Source organism: Chitinophaga pollutisoli, from assembly GCF_038396755.1.
Lineage (GTDB): Bacteria > Bacteroidota > Bacteroidia > Chitinophagales > Chitinophagaceae > Chitinophaga > Chitinophaga pollutisoli.
In genome coordinates this window covers 1836068-1862496 of the sequence record NZ_CP149822.1, presented here as the reverse complement: position 1 = coordinate 1862496, position 26429 = coordinate 1836068, and the positions used below count along the sequence as shown (strand labels likewise).

Sequence of the window (26429 nt, the reverse complement as noted above, 5' to 3'; positions counted from 1 at the left end):
TACGAAAAGATCGATATGTATCCGCCGCCCTTGAAAAGCTCCCCGGGATACAGTAACTTGCCGGTTTTATGCGTGTAATATCGAAAATCGGAAAGGGCGTCTATGTGGTCTATGCCGGAGTGGTCTGGCTGGCCATCATGCTCGTCATCCTCCTGCCCATCGTGGCCGTTTCTTTCCTGGGAAAAGTGAGGGGTGGGAACCTCGTGTTCTATTTTCTCCGTTTCTGGGCACATGTATGGTTCCCTGCCGTGGGCATCATCGTGACCCGTAAGTGGAAGTCCCCCCGCACCAAGGAACCCTGCATCTACATCGCCAACCACGCCAGCTACCTCGACGCGGCCCTCGCCGTAAAAGTAATGCCCCTCCCTTTCCGCCCCCTCGGCAAAAGCGAGCTCTCCAAAGTACCCCTGTTCGGCATGATCTACAGCCGTTCGGTCGTACCGGTAGACCGCTCCAGCGCCCGCGGCCGGGTACAGTCCGTCCGCGACATGATGTTCATGCTCCAGCATAAAGTGAGCCTGCTCATTTTCCCCGAAGGTACTACCAACAACTCCGGCCAGCCCTTGCTGCCCTTCCACCAGGGCGCTTTCCGCATCGCCATAGAAACACAGACCGATATCCGGCCGGTAATTTACGTAGACTGCCGCGCCCGCCTCCAGGAACTCAACCCCATGAGCCTCAACCCCGGCCGCTGCCGCGTGGTGTTCATGGAGCCCGTTTCCGTAAAAGGCATGACCATCGAAGACGTGCCCGTCCTCCGTCAGAAAGTTTACGACCTGATGGACGCCGAGCTGCGCAAATTCAGATCGTTTCCGGCGCTCCAGCCTGCATGAAATACGCCGACGTCATATTGCCCTTAGCCCTGCCGCGTAACTACACCTACGCTGTACCGCCCGAAATGGAAGCCTCCGTGCAGCCGGGCTCCCGCGTGGCCGTACAACTCGGCAAGCAAAAGCGATACGCCGGCATCATTAAACGCATCCACGAACAGCCACCTTCCGCCTACAAAACCAAACCCATCCAGGACGTGCTCGACAAAGAGCCCGTGGTGTACCCCACCCAACTGGCCTTCTGGGAATGGATCGCGCAATATTACATGTGCAACGAGGGCGACGTGCTCAATGCCGCGCTCCCCGCACACCTCAAGCTCTCCAGCGAAACGGTGCTGCTGTATAACGACGCCTTCGGCGACGATTTCACCGATCTCAACGACCACGAATACCTCATCGCCGAAGCCCTCCAGATCCGCAAGGAACTACGCATCGGCGAAGTACAGCTCATCCTCGACCGCCTGGATATCTATTCCGTCATCAAGCAACTCATCGAAAAGCGGGTCTGCCTGGTGTACGAAGAACTGAAAGAATCCTACAAGGCGAAGATGGAAAATTACGTTTCCCTTCAACCAGGACTGGAAACCGACGAAGCGCTCGCGCCGCTGTTCGACGAGCTGGGCCGCGCGCCCAAGCAAATGGAGCTGCTCCTCGCATACCTCCACCTCGTGAAAACGCAGGGCGCCGTGCTGCAAAGCGAACTGCTCAAGAAATCCGGCGCCTCCGCCGCGCAGCTCAAAGGGCTCGTGGATAAAGGCATTCTGCAAGTGGAGAAACGACAGGTCGACCGGGTGCCACTGGGCAAAATGGAAACGCAGCTCGATTTCGACCTGAGTCCCGCCCAGGAAAAGGCCCTCGCCGGCGTCCGGGAAGGCTTCCAGGAGAAACAGGTGGCCTTGCTGCATGGGGTGACGTCCAGCGGTAAGACCCAGATCTACGTGAAACTGATCGAGGAGGCGTTATCCAACGGCAAACAGGTGCTCTATCTTCTTCCCGAAATCGCCCTGACCGCGCAGATCATCCGGCGGTTGCAGAAGCATTTCGCGGGGCAGATCGGCATTTATCACTCCCGTTTCTCCAATAACGAGCGCGTGGAGATCTGGAACAAAGTGAAAAGCGGGGAAATCCGCATCGTGCTGGGCGCCCGTTCCAGCCTGTTGTTGCCATTCCGCGACCTTGGCCTTATCATCCTCGACGAAGAGCACGACGCATCATTCAAGCAGCATGAACCCGCGCCCCGCTACCACGCGCGCGACGCGGCCATCTATTATGCCAGCCTTTTCAAGGCGAAGGTATTGCTCGGTTCCGCCACACCCGCGCTCGAAAGCTATTTCAACGCCAAACAGGGGAAGTACGTTTTAGTGGAATTGAATGAGCGTTTCGGCGGTATCGATATGCCTGATATCGAGATCGTAGATCTGAAAAAGGAAAACGCCCTCAAGGAAGTGGTGCACAATTTTACTTCTGTATTGCGTAAGGAGATCTCCCAATCGCTGGAAGCGAAAAAGCAGGTGATCCTTTTCCAGAACCGGCGCGGTTACGCCCCGTTCCTGATTTGCACCACCTGCGGCTGGATCCCGAATTGCAAGCAATGCGACGTTTCGCTCACCTATCATAAATACCAGGATAAACTCAGTTGTCACTATTGCGGTACGCGATATCCTTATATCCATGTGTGCGGCGCCTGCGGCAGCCAGACTTTGCAAACAAAGAATTTCGGTACCGAGAAGATCGAGGAAGACCTCCTGGAGCTATTTCCCAAGGCACGCATCGCCCGGATGGACCTCGACGCCATCCGCAGCAAAGACAGTCACAACAAGATGATCCAGCTGCTGGAGCAACACGAGATTGATATTCTCGTGGGCACGCAGATGGTGGTGAAGGGACTGGATTTCGCGAATGTTAACCTGGTCGGCATCCTCAGTGCCGACAGCCTGCTAAGCTACCCGGACTTCCGGGTGAACGAGCGCGCCTTCCAGCTGATGGAGCAGGTGAGCGGCCGTTCCGGCCGGCGCGACGGTAAGGGGAAAGTGGTGATACAGGCGAGCAATACGCGCCATCCCATCCTGCAATTCGTGGTGGAGCACAATTATAAGAAAATGTATGAGAGCGAGATCGCGGAGCGCGAACAGTTCGGGTATCCCCCGTTCTACCGCCTCATGAAGATCACGCTGAAGCATAAACAGCAGCAAACGGTGGAACAGGCCGCCATGGTGCTGGGCAACTGGCTGAAACCGCATCTGGGCCATCAGCTGGTAGGCCCTGCCGCGCCGTTGGTAAGCCGGGTGCGTGGATTCTATTTGCAGGAAATGCTGATCAAACTTCCCCGCGACAGCAAAAAGATAACCCAGATCAAGCAGCTGGCGAAGGAGATGTTCCTGCAGCTCACGATCGAAAAGCAGTTCCGTTCCGTGATCATCATCCCGGACGTGGATTGCGTATAAAGTTAAGACTGGTGGAAGAGAATGTAATGCACGCCGGTTTCGCCCTTCTCTGATAATTCCCGCATTTTTATGGCTACGTCTTCCGCTTTGACGGGCCGGTATTTCGCCCATCTGCCGCGCAGCAGGAAGCCGAAAACCGGCATGATCCACAGTGCCACCTGTTCGCCGAAGCGCATTTCTCTGCGGTTGCCGGTCAGGAAGCTGGGTTGGTAAATGTAGAGGGAAGAAAATTGCAATGCGCGCAAAGCTGCTTCGGTGCGGCCTTTAGTACGGAGGTAAAAGTTTTTGGAAGAAGATTGGGCGCCGATGGAAGAAACGAGGTGGAATTGTTCGATGCCGTTTTTCCGGGCGATGGCGCCGCAGCGCATGGGGATGGCGTAATCCACGGCCGTGAAGGCTTCCTGGCTGCCTGCCTTTTTGATGGTGGTGCCAATGCAGCAGAACAGGACGTCGCCATGCAACACGGATTGCAGGGCGGCTTCGTCGGTGAAGTCGACTACGATTTGTTCGAGCTTGCCGTCGCGGAAGGGGAGGGGCTTGCGGACGAGGGCTTTCACTTTATCATACCCGCTGTTTTGCAGGAGATCCTGCACCAGGTGCGAGCCCACGAGGCCGGTGGCTCCTATCACAATTGCTGTTCCCGGCATATGAATGTTGTTTATATTTGTTCTGTTAATAAAGATAGGATATTTGAACACTTGCATATGAGGGTATCAGAAAATGTTTCGCTCCGGCCTTACAATACATTCGCAATAGACGCCACGGCGCGCTATTTCGCCGCTTTCCATTCCCGCGAACAGCTGGAAACGCTCCTGCTAGACCCCCAATACGCCACCCTGCCCCGGATCATCCTCGGCGGCGGCAGCAACATCCTGCTCACGAAGGATTTCGACGGGATCGTATTAAAAAACGAAATCAAAGGCATCACTTCCGTCAGGGAAGACGATGACTTCGTTTACGTGAAGGCAGGCGCAGGTGAAAACTGGCACCAGTTCGTGCAGGACTGCATCGCCAAAGGGCTCGGCGGACTGGAAAACCTTTCCCTCATCCCTGGCAACGTGGGCGCCAGCCCCATGCAGAATATCGGGGCGTACGGCGTGGAAATCAAAGATACCTTCGAACAGCTCGAAGCTTTTCACCTGCACGACCGGGAAATCCGGTTGTTCGACAAGGACGCCTGCGCCTTCGGGTACCGCGAAAGCGTCTTCAAGCATCAATTCAAAGATCAGTTCGCTATTCTGAACGTCACTTACCGGCTTTCCCAAAAGCCGGTGTTCAATACCAGTTACGGCGCTATCGAGCAAGAGCTGGAGCGTATGGGCGCGAAGGAGTTATCTATCCGTTCCATTAGCCAGGCCGTGATCAATATCCGTTCCTCCAAACTCCCCAATCCAGCGGAAATCGGTAACGCGGGCAGCTTCTTCAAAAACCCGGAAGTGACCGCCGAGACCCACGCTTCCCTGAAACTCGCATTCCCTAACATCGTCGCCTATCCCCTCGCCAACGGCCATTTCAAACTGGCTGCCGGCTGGCTGATCGAACAAGCGGGATGGAAAGGGTACCGCGACGGCGATGCCGGCGTACACGAACGCCAGGCGCTGGTGCTCGTCAATTACGGCCGCGCCGAAGGCGAACAGATCGTGGAACTGTCCTGGAAGATCGTGGAAAGCGTAAAGGAGAAATTCGGCGTCGTACTCGAACGCGAAGTCAATATCATTTAGTTTTTGCAGCGATGTGGCGGATGATTTTGTCCGCATGTTCACGGGAATTCTCGATGAACCACACGTGTGTATTCATTCCTCCGCAGACCACGCCGGCGAGATAAATGCCCGGCATGTTCGTTTCCATCGTGTCTTCATTGTAAACCGGTTCCCTGGCGCCATCGGCCGAAAGCTGGATGCCCGTGTTCTCCAGGAAATGGAAGTCAGGCTGGTAGCCGGTTGCCGCGATCACGAAATCGTTCGGGATGGTGATGATGCCTTCCGGCGTGAGGATGTCGGCCTCCTGTTCGCGGATACCCACCAGCGACGAATGGAAATACGCCTTGATACTGGATTCTTTGATCCGGTTTTCGATATCCGGTTTCACCCAATATTTCACGCGTTTGCCGATCTCGCCTTCCCGGATCACCATCGTTACATCGGCGCCTTTGCGGTAGGTTTCCAGCGCCGCGTCCACGGATGAGTTATTGGCGCCCACCACGATCACTTTGCGCGTGGCGTAGAAGTGCGGGTCTTTGTAGTAGTGCGTCACCTTTGGGAGATCTTCCCCAGGAATGCGGAGTAGGTTGGGGATATCGTAAAACCCGGTGGCGATCACGATGTTGCTGGCTTCGTACACGGCTTTATCGGTGATCACGGTGTAGCCTTCCTGCGCGGGTTTGATGGTTTCTGCTTTTTCGAAGAGTTGGATGTTGACGTGCTTGCTCACGGCTACGCGGCGGTAATATTCGAGGGCTTCCGGGCGGGTGGGTTTCGCGTTGTTGGATACGAAAGGAATGCCGCCGATCTCCAGCCGCTCGCTGGTGGAGAAGAAAGTCATATTGACGGGGTACCGGTAGAGCGAGTTCACGAGGCAGCCCTTTTCAATCACTACATAGTCCAGTCCCTGTTGTTGCGCCGCCAGCGCGCATGCGAGGCCGATAGGGCCGCCGCCTACGATCAGTAATGCTACCTTTTTTGCCATATGCTAATGTACGCCATTTTGCGCCAGCGAATCGAGCAGGCGGAATAGGGTGGCTTTCGCTTCCTGCGCGTAAGGGATACCGTCGCGCAATTCCGCCGCGCTCTGAACCCAGTCCCCGTCCTGCAGGTGATGGCCGCATGCTTCGATCATGCCTTCGAGGGAAGCGGGCGTCATTTCCAGGTGGAATTGCAGGCCCACGGCGTTGTTCCCCACCCGGAAGGCCTGGTGTTTCGTGATGTCGGAACTCGCCAGCAATACAGCCCCTTCCGGCAGGTCGAAGGTGTCGCCATGCCAATGGCAAACGGTGAGTGTTTCGGGCGCCCAATCCGCTGTAAACTTCACGGGAAACCAGCCGATTTCCGGCTGCGCGTTCGGGTACACTTCCGCGCCAAGCGACGCGGCGAGGAGCTGAGAGCCCAGGCATACGCCCAGCACGGGTTTGCCGGATTCCACCGCATCGGCGATGAAAGCCTTTTCGTTACGGAGCCAGGGATATTGTCCGGTGTCGTTTACACTCATCGGCCCGCCCATCACCACCAGCATGTCCACATCGGCCGATGCGGGCAGGGGATCGTTTTCGTAAAAGCGGGTGAATTCGAGCTGATGGCCTTTACTTTCCGCCCACTCCGCAATCGCGGCAGGCCCTTCGAATGGTACGTGCTGGAAAATCCGGATGCGCATATATGTCAGAGTTGAAGATGATAGAATTTAGTGTCTACCGGCATGATATACGGTCCGTCGGGTACCATACCGCGATCTACCTCTATGAAGCCATTCTTTTCGTAGAACCGGTGCGCCGCGCGAAGAAGGTCCGGTGTGCCGAGATAGATGTTGTGAATGCCATGCTCCCTGGCCCAGTCTTTCAGCGCTTCCAGCAAGCGGAGCGCTATGCCATGCCCGCGTCCGCGGTAATCGGCGTGCACGAACATCTTGCGCAAAGCGGCTTTGCCTTCCCCAAGATCGTTCAGTGCGATGGTGCCGATCAGCCGGCCGTCATGCTCGGCGATCCAGAAGTTGCTGTTGCCCTGTTGGTAAATTCCGGGAATGTCGGCCAGGTCGGGCTGCTGCGCGCGGGTAACGGGCAGGCCGAATTCCTGTTGCTGGATGTGAAGGATGAAATCGTAAATCTGATCCGCAAATGCGGGCGTAAAGGGGTGTACGTTTACCATGAATTCTTTGTTATGCATTGCCAGGGATCGCTTTCAGCCCGTCGTCGGGGAAGCGCACACCCATGTCGTTGGCGATATCTTTAGGCAGGGATTTGGTCGTTTTCGCGTCCAGTTCCCTGATCTGTTCCAGTTTTCCGATGATGGTATCACCCTTCCTTTTGCCTTCTTTCAGCCGGTTCATGGCCTCCGCATAGGCGTTGCCGGCTTTATCCAGATGCTCGCCCATGCTTTGCATTTCTTCGAGGAAGAGGATGAACTTGTCGTACAAAAGCCCGCACTGGCGGAAGATTTCGTCCACATTCCGGGCCCTGTTCTCGTGCTGCCAGAGTTGTTTGACGATCTTGAACGTAGCCACCAGGGTGGAAGGGGTAATGAGGACGACTTTCTTGCTCAGGGCGCGGTTGAAGATCTCCGGGCTTTCGTTCAGGGCGAGGGTGAGCGCCGGTTCGAAGTGCATGAACATGAAAACGAAGTCCGGCGATATGAGCGTGCCCAACCGCTGGTAATTGCGCGCGCCGAGCTCGTCGATGTGTTCGTTGATATTACGGACGAGTTGTTTGAGATATAGCTTTTTCTCCGCGGGGTCTTGCGTGTTGAAGTAGGCGACGTATGCGTTGAGGCTCACTTTGCTGTCGATCACCAAATGCTTGCCGTCGGGCAGTTTCAGGATGAAGTCGGGCCGGAAGTTGCGCGCCTGGTCATGATCGCGGTGCACTTCTTCGCTGGTGTAATCGATGTATTTCTGAAGGCCTTCGGCTTCGAGGATGAGGCGGAGGCGGTCTTCGCCCCAGTTGCCCTGCACCTTCACGTCGGACTTGAGGGCGCTCGCCAGGCGCTGTGCGTCTTCGCTGAGGCGGAGGTTCAGCTGCTGGAGGGATTCGATTTCTTTTTTGAGGGAAGTGAGGTCCTGGATGTCTTCCTTCCGGGTGTCTTCGATCGTTTTGCGGAACTGGCCGATGTCGGACTGGAGGGGGCCCAGCAAATGGCTGAGCGATAATTGGTTCGACTCCATGAAATCGCGGCTCTTCTTCTGGAGGATGTCGTTGGCGATATTCATGAACTCCTGCCGGTTGTTCTCGTGCATCTTTTTCAGTTGCTCGCCCAGCAGGGAAAGCTGCTCTTTTTCCTTATCCGCCGCCGCCAGCAGCGCCGTCAGCGACCGCAACTCGCCTTCCTGCGTTTTCAGTTCCTGGTCGCGCTGATGAAGTGTGAACAGCGTGTTGTCGTACATTTCCCGGGTCACGTAGCCTTCGTCTACCTGTTCGCGGCTCAGCCGTTGGGCCAGTTCGTACTTCGGGACGTAAAACCGGCGGAGGAGCAGATACCCGCCCAGGCCGCCAGCAAACAGCCCTGCCATCAGTACCGAAAGGAGGGTTAATGTCATATCAGTCAAAGTTAACGAATGATTGCGATGCGTCGTTGGCTGGATTATGCACATCTGTGCATAAAACGAAAAAGGTCCGGGCGTGTTGCCCGGACCCATCAAACATATCTCTAAAGTCGACTTTTACATGAAGTGGTAGCGAACGAACGCTTCCATTGCCGCGTATTTCTGCAGGCCCAGTTTGTCGTACAGCTCGGCGGTGTTGGCGTTGCGCTCTTCGGCGCGCTGCCAGAACTCGCGGGCGTCGGTACCCTGGAAGGGAACCACGTCTTTCTGGCTCTGGTGGATGAAGATACCCAGGCGTTTCTGCATGATCTGGTCGGGGCTCATGGGCACCGCCATTTCGATTTCGTGGATATCCCATTCCTGCCATGCGCCTTTGTAAAGCCATACCCAGCAATCCTTCGCCCAGTCGTCGTTTTTCACTTCTTCCAGTGCGGCGAAGATCACGTCGAGGCATACTTTATGGGTGCCATGCGGGTCGGCGAGGTCGCCGGCGCAATAAATCTGCTGGGGTTTCAGCTCGCGGAGCAGCTCCACGGTCAGCCTCACGTCTTCCGGGCCCATCGGCATCTTTTCCACCAGGCCGGTTTCGTAAAAGGGCAGGTTCTGGAAGTGCGCGTGCTCGTCGCCGATGCCTACATATCGGCAGGTGGCTTTAGCTTCGCAACGGCGGATCAGGCCTTTGATGGCGCGAATCTCCGGTGTGTCTTTCTGGCTGGGCTTCTTGCTGCCGATGAACGCCTTGGCGTTCTCCAGGATCTGCGAGCTCTTGCTGCGGTCGATGTCGAACATGCCTTCGAAACCTACGGCGAAGTCGATAAAGCGGAGCACAAACTCGTCGGTCACCGCGATGTTGCCGGAAGTCTGGTAGGCAACATGCACTTCGTGCCCCTGCTCGTGCAGGCGGATGAACGTACCGCCCATGGATATGATATCATCGTCGGGGTGCGGGCTGAAAATGAGGGCGCGCTTGCGCGCGGGGGTCGACCGCTCGGGATGGTTCGGCAACTCCGCCCCGGGCTTACCGCCGGGCCAGCCGGTGATGGTATCGCGGATGGCGTTGAACTCCTTGATATTCAGTTCGTAAGCGGAACCGTATTGTACGATCAGGTCGTTCAGGCCGTTGTTATTATAATCCTTGTCGGTGAGCATGAGGATGGGCTTGTTGAGCTTCAGCGCCAGGCTGGTAACCGCCTTGCGGGTGAGCTTGGGCGTCCATTCGCAGTCGCCGGTGAGCCAGGGCTCTTTGTTGCGGGTAAGCTCGGCAGCCGCCTGTTCGTCGATCACGAATTTGCAGTTGCGGTGTTGCTGCAGCAGGGAGGCGGGCACCTGGTCGGTGCTGGAGCCTTCCACGGAGCGGCGCACGATTTTGGCCTTGTGCTGGCCCCAGGCGAGGAGGATCACCTTCTTGGCGCGCATGATGGTGCTGATGCCGGTGGTGATGGCCAGGCGGGGAACCTGGCTCATGTTGGAAAACTCGTAGGCATTCGCCAGGCGGGTACTGTTGTCCAGCGTTACCAGGCGGGTGTGCGAATTCACATGGGAACCGGGCTCGTTGAAGCCGATGTGGCCGTTGTTGCCGATGCCCAGGATCTGGATATCGATACCGCCGACAGTCTCGATCTTGCGCTCATACGCCTCTGCGTAGGCCTTGATCTGCTCCTTGGGAACTGTGCCGTCGGGGATGTTGTAATTTTCTGCAGGAATGTCGATGTGGTTGAACAAATGCTCTTTCATAAACCGGTTGTAGCTCTGCAAAGCGTCCGGTTCGATCGGATAGTACTCGTCGAGATTGAAAGTAACAACGTTTTTAAAGCTCAATCCTTCTTCTTTGTGAAGACGAACGAGTTCAGCATAAAGGTACTTCGGAGTGGATCCGGTGGCAAGACCTAATACGGCGGGCTCATTGGCGGCCTGTTTTTCACGTATAAGAGCAGCGATCTCCCGGGCAACGGCTTTCGAGCCTTCCTTGGCGTCCGGGTGAATGTCCACGGAAATCTGTTCGAAACTGTCGATCAGTTCAATTTCCTGGTGATTGATGGTCATTGTTCAGTTATTTAATGCGTTTTCAAAAACGAGCCGGAAAATTAAATAAAATACAGGGATTCTTATTAAAAATTTATGATTGACTATTTCCGGAACGTTCCCATCCAAAGAAATCCAAAATGATTCCTGCTGCGTAATTATAATCAGCCACCCGTTGATAAGCCTGAATGGCAGTGCCCCTGACCCAGACGAACCCGGCTACCATCGGTAACCAAAAAAAGCGATACTACATCACCCTTATGCAAAAAAGCATCCTGCTGGCCGCCTCCGCCTTCCTGTTGCTCGCCCATCCCGCGTTCCCGGCCACCCGGTCCGATCCCCCGGTACCCCAGTACAGGGAAAATAACTGGGTGAAGTCGAAAACCGGCGCCTGGGCAGCCCGTAGCGACGGCAAGTCATATTGGTACAAGCTCGATAAAAACGCCCGCGTCTGGTGGAGTCCCAGCGGGCACGAATGGTCCGAAGTACCCACTGGCATGTGGGCCGACAAACAAGACCGGCAACTCAAAATCGGGGAAGGGAAACTGTGGTGGACCGCCGACGAAGGCAAGAACTTCGAGGAAGTCCCGGAATGGAAATGGCAGGGCCCCCGCGGCGAATGGTACAAATTCGACGCAAAATGGACCCTCTGGGTCATGCGATAATACTTACATAGATGAATTTGGTTTCATAGAATAGAGTCACGAATAGCATACAGATGAAGAAAAAGGTCCGCCGTTCTTGAGCGGTGGTCAAAAAAAAGTCAAAGCCGGGCCTTCATGGCCCGGCTTTTTGTATATTCCGTTATTCTACAATCAATTCATCGGTAAACAGCCAGGCCGGCTCCCCCTCGCCCGGCGCCCCCTCGGGTATCCGGCCGAGCGCCCGCAACGTGAATTTTACATACCTGGCTTTCACGTCTTTCACCCCCTCCCGCAACCGCACGATCCCATAACCGCCGGGGTCTTTTCGCTGCAGCACTTCTTTATAATGCTTCCCGTCGGCCGAAACGGCGATCACCACCTCTTTCGGCGGATAGATCCACTGTTCCCGGTTCGCCAGGTAGTTCAGGCCTACCCGGGAGATGTCGGTACTGTCCCCCAGGTCGATCACTGCTTCCATCGTGCCGCCGCTGTAGCCGGTCCATTGGCTGTCGTTAAATTCCTTCACCCCCCCGATCCCGTTCACCAGCGTAAAAGCGCCCGGGTTATAATGCTGGTGGGGCGCCCGCGGCAGGATCACTGGCCGGCCCAGCGCCTTGTGGAAAACGAACGCCTGCTGGTACTCGTTGCCGTAGGGCTTCGCTTCCTGCAAAACGATAGCGCGGATCGTTCCTGATTTCGTGATGTGGATGGGGCCCGTGTAAGAAATGGCTGCCGCATCGGGGGCGGAACTGTCGGTGGTGAAGACGATCTTCCCGCCGTCCAGCTTCGTATCCAGCCTGAGCTGGACGCCGTTCTTACCATCGGGTTCCACGGTGGGCCGCACCTCGAACACGTGCTTGGCGTAATTCACGCTTTTCTTGTCAAGCCGGCGGAAATGTTGCTTGAGCCTTTCAAGGAAACCGTCATAATTCTTCCGCTCTTTGGGCGACCACAGCACTTCGGCCAGCGCCACGGCGCGGGGGTACACCATGTATTCCGCGTGCTCCGGACTGCCGATATACTCGGTCCATAAGTTGGCCTGCGCGCCCTTGATAAAGGAGGCTTCCCTGGCGGAAAGGCCCTCTGGAACAGGCTCGTAGCCATATACTTTGCTCACCGGCGTGAAGCCGCCGATCGCCAGCGGTTCGTTCTTGCCCTGCGACTGGTAATAATCGAAGTACACGAAGTTGCCGGGCGTCATGATCACGTCGTGATGCTGCTTCGCGGCTGCGATCCCGCCTTCGATCCCGCGCCAGCTCATCACGGTGGCATTGGGCGCGAGGCCGCCTTCCAGGATCTCATCCCAGCCGATGATCTGCCGCCCTTTTTCGTTAAGCCATTTTTCCATCCGGCGGATGAAGTAGCTCTGCAGGGCATGTTCGTCCCTGAGCCCTTCCGCTTTCATGCGGGCCTGGCATTTGGGGCATTTCTCCCAACGCACTTTCGGGCTTTCGTCGCCGCCGATATGGATGTATTTCGAGGGGAAAAGGATCAGCACTTCTTCCAGAACATTTTGCAGAAACTGGAACGTAGTATCGTTGCCGGCGCAAAACACGTCGTCAAACACGCCCCATTTCGTGGCCACCGCATACGGCCCTCCCGTGCATCCCAGGTGCGGATAAGATGCCAGCGCCGCGAGGGCGTGTCCTGGCATTTCGATCTCGGGGATCACGGTGACGTGGCGCTCCGTGGCATACGCGACTACTTCCTGGATGTCTTCCTGCGTATAAAAACCGCCATATGGCTTGCCGTCGAATTTATTGTCTTCCAGCCGCCCGTCCAGCGTTTCCTTTCGCCGGCTGCCGATCTCCATGAGTTTCGGGTAGCGCTTTATCTCGATGCGCCATCCCTGGTCGTCGGTCAGGTGCCAGTGGAACGTATTCATTTTATGCATCGCCAGCAGGTCGATGTATTTTTTGATAAAGGAAACGGGGAAAAAGTGCCGGCACACGTCGAGGTGCAAACCCCGGTATGCGAATCGCGGCTGGTCGGAGATGCTTACACCGGGTAGCCAGTAGGCCGTGGCGGATTGCAGCGGGAACAGCTGGATGAGGGTTTGCATCCCGTAGAACGTTCCGGCTTCGTCATCGCCCTCAATGGTCACGATGTCTTTGCCGGATTTTAGCTGATACCCTTCTGCAATGGCTTTCTCACCCGCCGGCCGGGTCCTGAATACAATGGCATTCATCGATCCGCTGTCCGCAATCGCCAGTTCGAACCCGCTGAGCGAATGGAACCATTCGTTAAAAAGCTCCGCCGTTCTCCGGTCGGCTGGCGACGCAGCCACCAGCACGGTACGTTTATCGAGCAGGAAAGAGTCTGTGGTTTCCGACAGCCGCGCAGGCAAGGGAATGAGCTGGATGGGCGCTTTGGGCGCGGTGCCCTCGGGCCCGTGCGTTCCGCAGGAAGCGAGGCCTGCAATGGCCAGAAAAGTAATCAGGAGCGTTTTAATGGTCATGTCCTTCGCAGTCTGTTATAAATAAAATGGGAGGAATCAATCCTCCCAAAATACTATTCTATGATGATTTCATCTGCAAAAATATGGCCATGTTCGCCTTTGCCCGGATGCCAGTCCGGTATGACGCCGATGGAAGTGGCGACCACCTTCACATACCTGGCTTTCGCGTTCAGCGGCAGGCTCAGCGTCTGGATGAAATTGCCGTGCTCGCGGGGCGAAAAATCATTTTTCACTACGCCCGCGGAAGTGAAGTTTTTCCCGTCGTCCGACAGCAGGAACTCCACCTGCGTGGGGTACCAGATCCACGATCCGATGTCCTGCAATACGCCCAGGCCAAGCTTTTTCAGCTGGCGCGGCGCTTTCAGATCTACAACCGCTTCCAGGTTGCCGGGGTAATGGCTCTGCCAGGCGCCCAGGCGGAAGTCTTCCCGGCCGCGGATGCCGTCGATCAATGCGTCAGGCCCGCCAGCCGTGAACTGCGGGTTTATCTTCGACAACACCGAAATGGTTTTATCGGTAGGGATGAGGTAGAACGGTGTTTCCGTCACCTGGCTGTACTGTCCGTTGCGGAAAGCTACGGCTTTCAGGCGCAGGGTGTTTTTCAGCGTAACGGGACCGGTATATTTCTTCGAATTTTTGTCTGGTGTGCTGCCATCGGTTGAATAGAAGATGGTGGTATTCGGTTCCACGGCTTTCAGCTGTACCTGCATGGAATTTTTGAAGCGGTCTTCCGCTGCAACCAAATAGGGCACAGCCACGATGAGGTCTTCAGTGATGGTGCTCACAGGCACGTTGGCGCCGGTGGCCCAGGTTTTATCGGGCGTGCCGCTCATCTCGAAGGTCATTTCGCCGCCCGCCATGATAGCGCTGTGCGGAACGGCGGAGATGCGGAGGTTTTCCGTTTTGCCATTGGCGTCATTCACACGAACGCCTTTCACGTAGTAATTTTTGTCGCTGCGGTTGTGGGCTTTGATGGTGAAGGTCTTGCCGCTTTCGAGGTGGATTTTCACTTCGTCGAAAGTGGGGGTGCCGATGGCATACTGACCGTCGCCGGGACGAACGGGGTAAATGCCCATGGCGCTCATTACGTACCAGGCGCTCATTTGTCCGCAATCTTCGTTTCCGCTCAAGCCGTCGGGTGCGTTGTGGTACATGGTGTTCATGACCTGGTGCACCAGTTCCTGCGTTCTCCAGGGCTGGCCGGCGTAATTGAACAGGTAGGCGATGTGGTGGCTGGGCTCGTTGCCGTGGGCGTATTGGCCGATGAGGCCGGTAATGTCGCTCTGGTGGCGGCCGGAAAGTTTATCTTCCGTCGTAAAGAGGTGATTCAGCTTATCGATGAATTTTTCCCTTCCGCCGTTCAGTTGCATGAGGCCGCTCACGTCTTGCGGGGCGTAGAAGCTGTATTGCCAGCTGTTGGCTTCGGTGAAATAGTTGTTTACTTCGGTGGGTAGGAAGGGGCTCATCCAACGGGCGCCGATTTTGCCGCGCATGAACCCGGAAGAAGCGTCGTAAATGTTTTTGTAGGATTGCGCGCGGCGCATATACCGGTCGTATACTTCCATATCGCCGAGCATTTTGCCCATCTGCGCGATGCACCAGTCGTCGTAGGAATATTCCAATGTCCGCGATACAGATTCGGGCTGCGTATCCATGCTGAGATATCCCTGGCGGATGTAGTCCTGCATCCCGAAACGCGTACCTTCCGCATAGCTGCGCATGGCTTCCAGCGCAAGTTTCGCATCATAGCCGCGGATGCCTTTCTGGTAAGCGTCCACAATCACGGGGACGGAATGGTAACCGATCATGCAGAAAGTTTCGTTGCCGCTCAGCTCCCAGACGGGCAGCATGCCGCCGTTTTTGTATTGAGCGAGGAAGGTGTTGATCCAATGGTTGGTACGGGTGGGATTGATGATGGTCATGAGCGGGTGCAATGCGCGGTGCGTATCCCAGAGTGAGAACACGCTGTGGTTTTCGAACCCTTCGGCCTGGTGGATTTTCAGGTCTGTTCCGCGGTATTTCCCGTCCACATCCATGTAGAGGTTGGGGTTGAGGCAGGCGTGGTAGAGGGCGGAATAGAACATGGTTTGCTGGTCTTCCGTCCCGCCTTTCACTTCAATTTTTCCCAGTTCTTTGTTCCACGCCTGAATGGCCGCCGCGAGGGTGCCATCGAAGTCGAAGCCGGGCATTTCGGCGTCGAGGTTTTTCATGGCGCCTGCTTCGCTGACGCCGCTGATGGCCACTTTCACGTAAACGGGTTTTGTTACGTCGAATGTGAAGTAGGCTTTGATGTTGCGCCCTTCCGCTTGTTGCAGCGCGCCTTTCGTGGTATCGCCCAGGGCAACGGTGTGCGTGCGGAACGGCTGGCTGAATTTCATGGCGAAGAACAGGATCTGTTCCTTGGCCCAGCTGGTGGAAGTGCGCATCCCCACGATGGTGGAATCGTTGATCACTTTCAGGGAGGAATTGACCACGATGTCGCGATGGTAGAGGTCGAGCAGCACATGCCCTTCCTTCGCGGATGCCGGGAATTCGTATTTATGCAGGCCTACGCGCCGTGTGGCGGTGAGGCTGGCCCTGATGTCGTATTTGTCGAGTTTCACGCTGTAGAAACCTGCGTAGGCTTTTTCGTTGGCGTGGGAGAAGGGCGAGGCGTAGGCTTCGTTGTGCCAGGCGGGCTGGCCGGTTACAGGCATCAGGAGGATATCACAATAATCTTCGATGCCGGTGCCGCTGAGGTGGGTGTGGGAGAAGCCATACATCACGGAATCGGTATAGTGGTAGCCGGAGCAGCCGTCCCAGCCTTTGAGACGCGTATCGGGGCTCAGTTGCACCATACCGAAAGGCATGCTGGGGCCGGGATAAGTGTGGCCGTGGCCGCCGGTTCCGATGAAGGGATTTACTTTGTGCGCATGGTCTTTCTGCTGTGCATGCGCGGCTGTAGCCAGCCCCAGGGCCAGCAATACCATCCATTTTTTCATTCACTGTTTATTTAAAATCCACCCGCCGGCACCGCGGCATAGAAGCAGCCCGGTCGGAAAAAGCTAAAATAAGGAAAAATGATTCGCTAAAACGTTTTAGTGTATTGAAAATGATGAACGGGCATCTCGTATTAAAAAAGCCTCCGGCGCAAACCGGAGGCTGATAGGAGCATATTATGCATGCCTTTTTTCAGGACTTGCCCGGCTGCTATCTGCAGCCGATTCGGATAGCCTTCGTTCCCTTATTTCAGAAGCAGTTCGGCGATCACCGGCCGGTGGTCCGACGCCACGGTTTCTTCCACCACATGCGCCCCGCTCACATGCCAGCGCCCTTTGCCGGATAGCAGGATATAATCGAGCTTCTGGGTGGGCTTGTCGGAAGGCCAGGTAGGGCCGAGCTTCTCCGTGGCATCCATGAAATGCGCCTTCAGTTGGGTGATTTCTTTCGAATGCGGTAAAGCATTAAGATCGCCGGCGAGGATCATGGGAACGGGGGAGCGCTGCTGCTGTTGCAGGATCAGCTGTATCTGCGCGAGCCGGTCCGTAGGATCGTCGAGATGGTCGAGGTGGGCGCTGGCGAAGCGCAGGAGGCTGTCGCCCGGAAGCTGAACGGTCACAATCGCGGCCGATCTGGGCTCACCGTCTTTCCCTTTCGCCGGCAGCGCCAGTGTTTGGGCATGCTGTATAGGATACCGGGAAAGGATGCCGTTGCCGTATCCGCCGCCATCAAAATCCATGGCTTTGGCAAAGTAGATGTACATGCCCGTGGCGTCTGCGAGTTCCTGGAGAATATCGGCTTTGCCGATGCGGAGCGTGGCGGAGTCCACTTCCTGGAGCGCCACCAGGTCGGGATTGGTGGCGAGGATCACGGTGGCGATGCCCTGGATGTCGAGCTTGCCGTTCATGTTTTCGCCATGGTGGATATTGTAGGTCATTACCTTGATCACCTGGCCCTGGACCTGCGCTTTTGCGGACAGCGCGCCAACCGAAAGAATCAGATATAGAATAATTCGCTGCATACAGTGTCAAATGGAATCCGGGCGATCGGCGCAAGCTGTTCTGCCCGGATTACGCTTATTTAAAAATGCTCTTTACGGTCCGGCCGATCCAGCTCTGCGGGGTCTTCAGCCCGAAGATATACGCGATCGTTGCGGCCGTATCGTACGTCATCACACTTTCTTTCACTTCCTGGTTCTTTTTAATGCCTCTCCCCATGAAAATCCAGGGTATTTGCATTTCGACCATCGTTTTCCCGCCATGGCCCTTGTTGATGCCGCCGTGGTCGGAAGATAAGATGATTACGCTGTTTTCCCACATACCGGCGTCTTTTACCGCCTGCAAAATCTTTCCCAGTAAAACGTCGTTTTTATGCACTTGTTCATAATACGGTGGTATGTTATGACCAATTTCGTGCCCAACTCCGTCCGGCTGGTCAAAATGCACGAACAGGAAGTCGGGCCGCTTCTCTTTTATGTATGCAATGGCCGTTTCGGTGGTGGCGCTGTCGGTAGGACAATTCACATCCTTGTTCACGGCTTGTTTCGGGAACAGGTAGCCGATGCCTCCCCAGGAATAGATTACCCCGGTTTCCGCGTTCGGTTTTTGTTCGCGGAGCAGGGTGAAGAGGGAAGGGAAGAGGCCGTATTGGTCCAGCTCCAGGGGCTCCAGTTCCGGCGTTTTGCTGCCCCATTCCGTGAAACCGTGCAGCTCCGGCCCTGCACCCATGATCATCGACGACCAGTTCACCGCGCTAGACGAAGGCAATACGCTGCGGGCTTTAAGCGTCCAGCTTCCCTCGGCCATCATCCGCTTCATAACGGGATTGTCGGCTTTTTCCATGGCATAGGCGCCCAGGCCATCCATCCCGATCAGGATCACGTGTTTCACTCCTTTTACCTGCGCGTTCGCCGCGAACGCCATACACAACAATAATACTAAGTAGCGGGCTTTTTTCATGTTTCGACTAATTTAAAATTTATTTAATGTATCAGCAATGTTGCTTTCTTCACATACTGTGAATGTGGATAAAAGTAGTAAATAACAGCATGGGAAGTTTAATATTTATATACATGGAAGGTGTTTTATATAGCCGGTGTATACAAATGGACAAAAAAGAAGGGAGGCGTAGCCTCCCGGGGGTGAAAATATCAGCTGTTAAGTCCGGCTTCGGCGCCTTCGCGTATCGCGCGGACGATGGGGGCCTGCGTCACCGGAATTCCGTATTCGGGCACGCCGGGGATGCCACCCATGCTCACGTCGGGATTGCGGTACACCATGCCGCTTTCCACGTAATCGCGGGCGGTGGAATGGTACTCCGGCGCCCCGGAGGCTTTGGCGAGGGCTTCGGCGTTATGGGGGCGCAGGCCGGAGCCTGCCATGATACGGATACGGCCGCCCGCTTTGTCCACCAGTTCGCGGATGAGAGCCGCGCCTTCCATGGCGGTGTTGCGCTGGCCGGAAGTGAGAATGCGCTCACAACCGCTGGCAATTACGTCTTCCAGCGCCTGTAACGGATCGTCTGTCATATCAAATGCCCTGTGAAACGTAACCCCCATAGGTTTTGCGAGGTTTACCAGCTCGGTGGTGCGGGGCAGGTCTACTTTTCCGTCAGCCGTCAGCAATCCGATCACGACGCCGTCGCAGCCCAGTTGTTTGCAGGTTTCGATGTCGCGTTTCATGATATCGAATTCGGCGTCGTCGTAGAGAAAGTCGCCGCCGCGCGGGCGGATGATCGGGTAGATTTTCAAATTACACTTTTCCCGCACCGCGGCGATCATGCCGTAACTGGGCGTGGTGCCGCCTTCCAGGAGATTGTCGCAAAGCTCGATGCGGTTGGCTCCGCCTTCTTCAGCGGCAACGCAGGATGCCACAGAAGTGGCGCATATTTCAAGTGTGATGGTTTTCAACGTACTGATTTTGTGCAAAAATAAGGATCGGCTACCAGCAAGCGCCGATAGCCGATCTAGTAATTTGATGATAACTTATTGAAAGTAGTATTTCCCTTTGATGAGGACTTCTTCCTTTTCACCCACGCCGGTGGTGCAGGCATAGCTGAACCCGGGATGCAGGCAATATGCGCCATGCTCGCCTTTTTTGTTGAGCGCCAGGAACCCGATCTGGATTTCTTTCGCCTTGGCGGGTTTTTTCTTTACAATGCGCATCACCGCTTCTTTGCAGGCGGCTTCGGGCGGGTAGCCCTGGCGCATCAGTTCCACCACCAGGAAGCTTCCCACCACGCGGATCACTTCTTCGCCGACGCCCGTTGCCGTGGCGGCGCCTACTTCGTTATCCACATACAATCCCGCACCGATGATAGGTGAATCGCCCACACGCCCGTGCAGCTTGAACGCCATGCCGCTGGTGGTGCAGGCGCCGGACAGGTTGCCTGCGGCATCGAGCGCCACCATACCGATAGTGTCGTGGTTCCAGGCGTTGCCGGGGAGGCGCAGCGGGTTGTACGCCGTGGCGCCGGTGCCCTTGCCTTCGTACGACTGGTTCTCGATATTGATGACGGGTTTATATTCCGCTTTCTTCAACCACTCTTTCCAGGCTTTTTCGGATTCGGGGGTGAGGAGGTTTTCTTTTTTGAAACCGTTCTCCAGCGCAAACTGCAGCGCGCCGTCACCCACGAGCATCACATGCGGCGTTTTCTCCATCACCTTGCGGGCCACGGAGATCGGGTGTATGATGTGCTCCAGTCCGGCTACGGAACCGCAGTTCCCCAGCTCGTCCATGATGCAGGCGTCCAGCGTTACGTGGCCGTCGCGGTCGGGATAACCGCCATAACCTACGGTCACGTTCTTCGGGTCGGCTTCGGGCACATGCACGCCGGCTTCCACGGCATCCAGGGCACGCCCGCCTTTGGCGAGCACTTCCCACGCTGCACGGTTGGCGGCGATACCGAAGTCCCAGGTGGATACCACGATCGGCTTACGGCCGGTACCGCGGGCTGCGGCCGCTGCGGGGATACCGTCCAGCGAAAGCGTGGCAGCGCCCAGTGCGGCGGTTTTTAAAAAGTTCCTTCTGCTTTTCATACTACACAAGATTATTCGGTATTAATCTTTCATTTCCCAGGCCATGGCGCTGGCGCCGAGGATGGCGGCGTCGCTTTCCTTCAGTTCGGAGAACAGCAACTTCACTTTATTCTGGAATATGGGCAGCAGGTTGGCTTCCATGTGCTCGCGAACGGGGCGCATGATGAGGTCGCCTGCCTGGGTAAGGCCGCCGAACAGCACGATGGCTTCGGGGCTGGAGAACATCACGAAGTTGGCCAGCGCTTCGCCGAGCACCTTGCCGGTGAACTCGTAGATCTCGATCGCCAGTTTGTCGCCTTTGATGGCGGCTTCGTAGATGAGCTTGGAATCGATCTCTTCGCGGGTGTGGTCGCGCAACATGGATTCCAGTTCGGGATGCGCTTCCAGCAGTTCCAGGGCGGTATTGGTAACGCCGGTGGCGGAAGCGTAGGATTCGAGGGAGCCGCGCGCGCCGGTTCCGGGATGGAGGCGGCCGCCGGGCACCACGATCACGTGGCCCAGCTCGCCGGCGAAGCCGTCGTGACCGTAAATCAGCTGTCCGTTTGCGACGATGCCGCTGCCTACGCCGGTGCCGAGGGTGATGGTGATAAAATCTTTCATGCCGCGGGCGGAGCCGTAGGTCATTTCACCAAGGGCGGCCGCGTTGGCATCGTTGGTCAATACGGTAGGGAGGCCGAAAAGGTCTTCCAGCATTTGCGCAAGGGGCACGATGCCTTTCCAGCGCAGGTTGGGAGCGTATTCGATGTTACCGGTATAGTAGTTGCCGTTGGGGGCGCCTACGCCGATACCGCGTATGTTTTCAATGCCGCCGACCTGTACGATCAGCTTGGAGAGCCGATGGTGCAGCTCTTCAAGAAACATGGTAACTTCTTCGTGTGCTTTGGTTGACATGCGGTCCTGGCACAGGATGTTGCCACGACGGTCTACAATACCGAATTTAGTGTTCGTTCCACCGATATCAATGCCCACCGCTAGTTGCTGACTCATAGTCTATTCCTTGGGAGTTTAAAATTGATTTTACACGTAATGCGAAGAATGCCAGGTAAGCGAAGCAAACCACGGGCACAATATAAGACATATGGATGCCGATGCTGTCGGCGATGCCACCTTGCAAGGGGGGCACCAGTGCGCCGCCGAGGATCATCATGATGAGGAAGGAGGAACCCTGGCCGGTATATTTACCGAGGCCGGCAATGGAGAGGCTGAAGATGCAGGGCCACATCACGGAGCAGAACAGGCCGCCGCTGATGAAAGCGAAGGTAGCTACCACGCCGGTGGTGAACAGGCCGATCACCATGGCCGCCACACCCATCACGCCGAAGGTGAGCAGTGTTTTGGTGGGTTTTTCCTGGCCGTAAAAGAAGCCCGCAATCTGGATCACGATGCAGATCGCGAAGGGATAGAGCGCAGTGATATCGTTGCCTTTCCAGGCGTTGGCGCCGAGGATCACGCCGTAGGCGATGAAGGGCACTACTACAGACAGCACCTGGCGGGCGGTTTTGGAAATGTTGAATACGGAGATGGCGCCTGTCCAGCGGCCGATCATCAGGCCGCCCCAGAAGATGGAGATATACGGGCTGATTTCGGATTCATGCAGGCCTTCCAGGGTGAGGAAGCCCGGTGTTCTCAGGAGCTCGCCGAGGTTGGAGGAAGCGCTCACTTCCACGCCTACATACACGAAGATGGCGATCATCCCCATGATAAGCTGCGGATATCTCATGGCGCCCCAGCCTTCGCCGTTGCCGCGCGCGCTGAACTGGCTGTAGAACAGGATCACCAGGATGCCTACGATGCCCGCGATGAAGTAGGGGAGCGGGTGCGTGGTTACGCCCGTTCCGATCGCGATCACCACGAACATCAGCGTGATGCCCAGCAGGGAGCGGGTGGCCTTGGGGGAAGATTCGAAGTGATCGTCTTCCGTGCCCTTCGGCATTTTGGTGGCTGCGAAGATACCCGCGGCAGCCAGGAAGAGGCCAACGAGGGTAAGGTATAATACGTTGATCTTGGAGATATCGGTGTCGCCTTCGGCGCCGCTTACTTTAGCCGAACCGAAAAGCAGGATGCTCACGATGATAGGCCCGATGGTGGTGCCGAAGGAGTTCACGCCGCCCGCGAGGCTGAGCCGGTGCGCGCCGCCCGCCGGATCGCCGAGGAGCACGGCGAAAGGGTTGGCCGCGGTTTGCTGCAGCGAGAAGCCCAGGGCCACGATGAAGTAGGCGCCGAGGATGAGATAGAAAGCGGCGGTTTTGTCGGTCATGCCCAGTCCGAGGTTCACCGCGCCGATGGTGGCGGCGGCGCCCACGCCGGAGATGAGCAGGCCGTATATAATGCCTTTTTTAAATCCGATGCGGTTGAGGATATCCACCCCTTTCATGGCGGAAAGGAGGTAGAGGATGAGAGATCCTACGAAATAGGCGCCGTAGAACGCGAAGTCGATCAGCTGCGATTGGATCTGCGTCAGCTCGAAGTGCGATTTACAGAAGGGGATGAGTATACTGTTGGAGGCCGCTACGAAGCCCCAGAAAAAGAAAACTAATACCAGTACGGAGAACGATGGGTGCGTACCCTGTTTGCTAGGCGTGGACATATACCGTTATATTTTGGTAAAATTTAGGGTCTAAATGTATAATTATTTTTTTGAGAAAAGGGCAAAAAGAAACGGGATGACCGTATTTTTTTACATTGCTCAAACGTTTTAGCTAATATATTTATGAATTTAGCGAATTGTTCATTATGTTCGTGGCTCATCTTTGAACAATCAACCTTTGCAGCTCATGAGTAGCCAATCTATTCCAATGACCGCTCCGCAGGAAGGAGGGTACAAACAAGCCATGCTAATTATTGGCGGACTTTTCGCAGTATTCGGGTTCGTGACTTGGCTGAATGCATCCCTTATCCAGTTTCTGCAGCTTTTGTGCGATTTGACTGATTCCCAGGCCTTAATGGTGACTTTTGCTTTTTACATTCCCTATTTCCTCTGGTCGTTGCCCTCTTCAGTGGTATTGAAGAAGCTTGGATTCAAGAATGGCATGGCAATCGGCTTGGTAGTGATGGCCATGGGCTCACTTGTGTTTATTCCTGCGGCCAACAGCCATAGTTTCATACTTTTCCTGGTGGGACTGTTTATCCAGGGCGCTGGCCTTTCACTGCTCCAAACAGCTACCAACCCTTATGTGAGCATCCTCGGACCAATCGAGAGCGCGGCGAAGCGTATCTCTATCATGGGTATCTGCAATAAATTGGCCGGTGTGATCAGCCCCCTAATCCTTTCGTCTATCCTCCTGAAAAACGCGACAGAAGTTGAGGAGAAAATCAAAACTACGACTAATGCCGTGGTGAAAAGCCAATTGCTCGACGAACTGGCTGGACGTGTAATCATGCCTTACATCGTACTTACCCTCTTTCTTCTGGTAGTAGCATTCCTTATCCGCCGCTCCAATTTGCCCGAAATCGAAGCGGAAGAAACCGACGCTTCCGGAGCTTCAGTTCCGGCCCGCAGTTCTCTCAGCAAGTATCCTTACCTCTGGCTGGGCGCTCTCTGTATTTTTGTATACGTAGGTGTGGAAGTTATGGCCGGTGACGTAATTGGAACTTACGGTAAAAGTGTTGGTCTGAGTGCCGATGCTGCTAAATACTTTAGCTCGTTCACCCTTGGTTCCATGCTGGTGGGTTATGTTATAGGTATCTTTACGATTCCAAAATTGATTTCCCAGGATATGGCACTCCGGGCTTCCGCTGTACTCGGCATCCTTTTCACGCTTGGCGCTTACTTTACCGATGGCTCGACTGCGGTGACGTTCATTGCACTGCTCGGTTTTGCAAACGCCCTGATGTGGCCCGCTATCTTCCCGCTTGCTATCGAAGGTCTAGGTAAATATACCAAGATAGGCTCCGCCATTCTCGTTATGGGTATCGCTGGCGGTGCCATCCTGCCACAGATTTACACAGGTCTGTACGAAGAGAATTCCTTGCTCGGTTTTGCGTTGCATTCCGACGGAGTGACATTCAAATCGGCTTTCCTTTACGCAATGGTACCCTGCTATGTTTATATCTTGTTCTTCGCCCTTAAAGGGCACCTGATCGGTAAAACACGTGCTGCTAAATAATTTGATCCGTATAACACCAATAATAAAAGACCGGCATTGACGCTGGTCTTTTTTTATTGGTCAAGTCGGATGAACATGTGACCGTATGGCGAGAGAATCCGCAAAGGGCCGTCAGCAATGACGGCCCTTTGCTTTAATAACACTTCTGAGAATATACTATTGAAATCGGCCTGTTCGCCTTTCGCCCATCCTTCGTCCATCCTTCGTTCATCCTTCGTTTGCCTATAGGTAAATACGGACTTTGAACGAAGGATGAACGAAGGATGAACGAACAATCAGTTAACTGTCAATATGTTGTGTAAGCGGTGAAAACCGGCCCAAATCGAGGGTTTTGATAGTAAATTAACGTGTAGAATACCCGCCGGTTTACACTACAACTTTTTGTTTCCTCCGGTTTTTTACTATTTTTAGGTGTAAAATTTACCCTTATAATGATTTCCACAGCCATAGCGGAGTTTCGCAAGCGTTTCAACCGGGAGCCACTGATCGTGAGCTCGCCGGGCAGGATCAACCTGATCGGGGAACACACCGACTACAACGAGGGCTTCGTATTGCCCGCCGCCATCGATAAGCGCATTATCTACGCCATCGCCCTCAACGGCACCGATACCTGCAACGCCCACGCCCTGTTCAGCGGCGAAACCGCTTCCTTTGCCCTGGAAAATATCGTTCCCGGCGGCGACTGGATCAATTACCTCAAAGGCGTGGTGTTCCACTTGCAGCAAAAAGGATACGAAGTGAAGGGGTTCGACTGCGTCATCACCGGTGATATCCCCATCGGCGCCGGCATGAGCAGCTCCGCCGCTGTGGAAGGAGGCCTGGCCGTAGGGCTCAGCCATCTCCTCGGTTTCAATATCTCCCGCATGGAAATGGCCCGCATCGGCCAGCTGGCCGAACATACCTTCCCGGGTGTGAAATGCGGCATTATGGACCAGTTCGCGAACCTGCACGGTAAAAAGGACAGCGTCATGCTGCTCGATTGCCGCAGCCTGGAATACCAGTATTTCCCCTTCCGCTTCTCTGAAGAAGTGAAAGTGGTGCTCGTCAACTCGATGGTCCACCATTCCCTGGCTTCTTCCGAATACAACGTCCGCCGCGAACAATGTGAGGAAGGCGTGAAGCTCCTCCGCGCGGTGTACCCCGGCATCAACAGCCTGCGCGACGTCACCTCCGCGCAGGTACAACAGCAGCAACACTTGCTGCCCGCCAAAGTATACGACCGTTGCCTCTATGTGACCCAGGAAAACGAACGCGTGGAAAAAGCCTGCGCGCACCTGCAGCGTAACGAACTGAAAGCAGCCGGCGCGCTCATGTTCGCATCGCACCAAGGGCTGAGCAAATTGTATGAAGTTTCCTGCCCGGAGCTGGATTTCCTGGCCGAGCTGGCCTCCCAACGCCCCGAAGTAGCCGGCGCGCGCATGATGGGCGGCGGATTCGGCGGATGCACCATCAACCTCGTGGAAACCGGGAAAGTGGAGGATTTCTGCAATTTCGTGCAGGAACAGTTCCGCCAGCGATACGGCGTTGTCCCGGAAATCTATATCACTTCCATTGAAGACGGCGCCAAAGTGGAACTCGCCACCGAAGCCGTTGCATAACGTATTTACCGAACGGAAAAAGCCGGCTGCAATCGCGCCGGCTTTTTCATTTTAGAAGCAATTATCCC

Annotated in this window: 20 protein-coding genes; 6 read left to right on the top strand and 14 right to left on the bottom strand. The window is 55.6% G+C overall.

Going from position 1 to position 26429, the window contains the following annotated elements; genetic code table 11:
• Nucleotides 1-68 precede the first annotated feature (68 nt).
• Together WJU16_RS07580 and priA are read left to right on the top strand one after the other, a co-directional pair.
• Entirely contained in the window at nt 69-833 is a 765-nt protein-coding gene (locus tag WJU16_RS07580) for a lysophospholipid acyltransferase family protein (RefSeq protein WP_341837720.1), read from the top strand.
• A complete protein-coding gene (gene priA / locus WJU16_RS07575) occupies nt 830-3274 on the top strand; it encodes a primosomal protein N' (RefSeq protein ID WP_341837719.1) in 2445 nt (814 codons plus the stop codon). The genes WJU16_RS07580 and priA overlap by 4 nt, the downstream gene beginning before the upstream one ends.
• Before the next feature lie 2 nt (nt 3275-3276).
• Here the strand turns inward: priA and WJU16_RS07570 are convergent, their stop codons facing one another.
• On the bottom strand, nt 3277-3921 hold the full coding sequence (locus WJU16_RS07570; protein WP_341837718.1) for an NAD(P)H-binding protein: 645 nt from the start codon (nt 3919-3921) through the stop codon (nt 3277-3279).
• A gap of 57 nt (nt 3922-3978) precedes the next feature.
• Between WJU16_RS07570 and murB the strand changes: the two genes are divergently transcribed.
• On the top strand, nt 3979-4995 hold the full coding sequence (murB, locus tag WJU16_RS07565) for a UDP-N-acetylmuramate dehydrogenase (RefSeq protein WP_341837717.1): 1017 nt from the start codon (nt 3979-3981) through the stop codon (nt 4993-4995).
• Here murB and WJU16_RS07560 read toward each other — a convergent pair.
• The 5 genes from WJU16_RS07560 to nagB all read right to left on the bottom strand — a co-directional run bounded on the left by WJU16_RS07560 (nt 4988) and on the right by nagB (nt 10561).
• On the bottom strand, nt 4988-5959 hold the full coding sequence (locus tag WJU16_RS07560; RefSeq protein WP_341837716.1) for a YpdA family putative bacillithiol disulfide reductase: 972 nt from the start codon (nt 5957-5959) through the stop codon (nt 4988-4990). The genes murB and WJU16_RS07560 overlap by 8 nt on opposite strands.
• 3 nt (nt 5960-5962) lie before the next feature.
• Entirely contained in the window at nt 5963-6640 is a 678-nt protein-coding gene (locus WJU16_RS07555; protein WP_341837715.1) for a glutamine amidotransferase-related protein, read from the bottom strand.
• Between the two features lie 5 nt (nt 6641-6645).
• Complete coding sequence (locus WJU16_RS07550) at nt 6646-7146, bottom strand: GNAT family N-acetyltransferase (RefSeq protein WP_341837714.1); 501 nt, start codon at nt 7144-7146, stop codon at nt 6646-6648.
• Nucleotides 7139-8512: a DNA recombination protein RmuC gene (locus WJU16_RS07545; RefSeq protein ID WP_341837713.1), complete on the bottom strand. Its 1374-nt coding sequence runs from the start codon at nt 8510-8512 to the stop codon at nt 7139-7141. Before WJU16_RS07545 ends, WJU16_RS07550 begins: the two co-directional genes overlap by 8 nt.
• A gap of 123 nt (nt 8513-8635) precedes the next feature.
• Complete coding sequence (nagB, locus tag WJU16_RS07540) at nt 8636-10561, bottom strand: glucosamine-6-phosphate deaminase (protein WP_341837712.1); 1926 nt, start codon at nt 10559-10561, stop codon at nt 8636-8638.
• Nucleotides 10562-10800: 239 nt separating this feature from the next.
• Between nagB and WJU16_RS07535 the strand changes: the two genes are divergently transcribed.
• Nucleotides 10801-11205 (top strand): hypothetical protein, encoded by a 405-nt coding sequence (locus WJU16_RS07535; protein ID WP_341837711.1) that lies wholly within the window; start codon nt 10801-10803, stop codon nt 11203-11205.
• Between the two features lie 139 nt (nt 11206-11344).
• Here the strand turns inward: WJU16_RS07535 and WJU16_RS07530 are convergent, their stop codons facing one another.
• From WJU16_RS07530 to WJU16_RS07495, 8 genes are all read right to left on the bottom strand, one after another.
• Nucleotides 11345-13642 (bottom strand): family 20 glycosylhydrolase, encoded by a 2298-nt coding sequence (locus tag WJU16_RS07530; RefSeq protein ID WP_341837710.1) that lies wholly within the window; start codon nt 13640-13642, stop codon nt 11345-11347.
• A gap of 53 nt (nt 13643-13695) precedes the next feature.
• The gene (locus tag WJU16_RS07525) at nt 13696-16623 is read right to left on the bottom strand and encodes a GH92 family glycosyl hydrolase (protein ID WP_341837709.1); all 2928 of its coding nucleotides are present in this window, start codon (nt 16621-16623) and stop codon (nt 13696-13698) included.
• Nucleotides 16624-16865: 242 nt separating this feature from the next.
• Nucleotides 16866-17642 (bottom strand): endonuclease/exonuclease/phosphatase family protein, encoded by a 777-nt coding sequence (locus WJU16_RS07520; RefSeq protein WP_341837708.1) that lies wholly within the window; start codon nt 17640-17642, stop codon nt 16866-16868.
• 55 nt (nt 17643-17697) lie between these two features.
• Complete coding sequence (locus tag WJU16_RS07515) at nt 17698-18579, bottom strand: alkaline phosphatase (RefSeq protein ID WP_341837707.1); 882 nt, start codon at nt 18577-18579, stop codon at nt 17698-17700.
• Between the two features lie 191 nt (nt 18580-18770).
• Nucleotides 18771-19529, bottom strand: coding sequence for a copper homeostasis protein CutC (locus tag WJU16_RS07510; RefSeq protein ID WP_341837706.1), 759 nt, complete (start codon nt 19527-19529; stop codon nt 18771-18773).
• A gap of 75 nt (nt 19530-19604) precedes the next feature.
• Nucleotides 19605-20657 (bottom strand): N(4)-(beta-N-acetylglucosaminyl)-L-asparaginase, encoded by a 1053-nt coding sequence (locus WJU16_RS07505; RefSeq protein WP_341837705.1) that lies wholly within the window; start codon nt 20655-20657, stop codon nt 19605-19607.
• A gap of 21 nt (nt 20658-20678) precedes the next feature.
• On the bottom strand, nt 20679-21644 hold the full coding sequence (locus WJU16_RS07500) for an ROK family protein (RefSeq protein WP_341837704.1): 966 nt from the start codon (nt 21642-21644) through the stop codon (nt 20679-20681).
• Nucleotides 21616-23244: an MFS transporter gene (locus tag WJU16_RS07495; RefSeq protein WP_341837703.1), complete on the bottom strand. Its 1629-nt coding sequence runs from the start codon at nt 23242-23244 to the stop codon at nt 21616-21618. Before WJU16_RS07495 ends, WJU16_RS07500 begins: the two co-directional genes overlap by 29 nt.
• A gap of 187 nt (nt 23245-23431) precedes the next feature.
• Here WJU16_RS07495 and WJU16_RS07490 point away from each other — a divergent pair, with 187 nt between their 5' ends.
• Together WJU16_RS07490 and galK are read left to right on the top strand one after the other, a co-directional pair.
• Complete coding sequence (locus tag WJU16_RS07490; protein ID WP_341837702.1) at nt 23432-24763, top strand: sugar MFS transporter; 1332 nt, start codon at nt 23432-23434, stop codon at nt 24761-24763.
• Nucleotides 24764-25194: 431 nt separating this feature from the next.
• Complete coding sequence (gene galK / locus WJU16_RS07485; RefSeq protein ID WP_341837701.1) at nt 25195-26361, top strand: galactokinase; 1167 nt, start codon at nt 25195-25197, stop codon at nt 26359-26361.
• Nucleotides 26362-26429 lie beyond the last annotated feature (68 nt).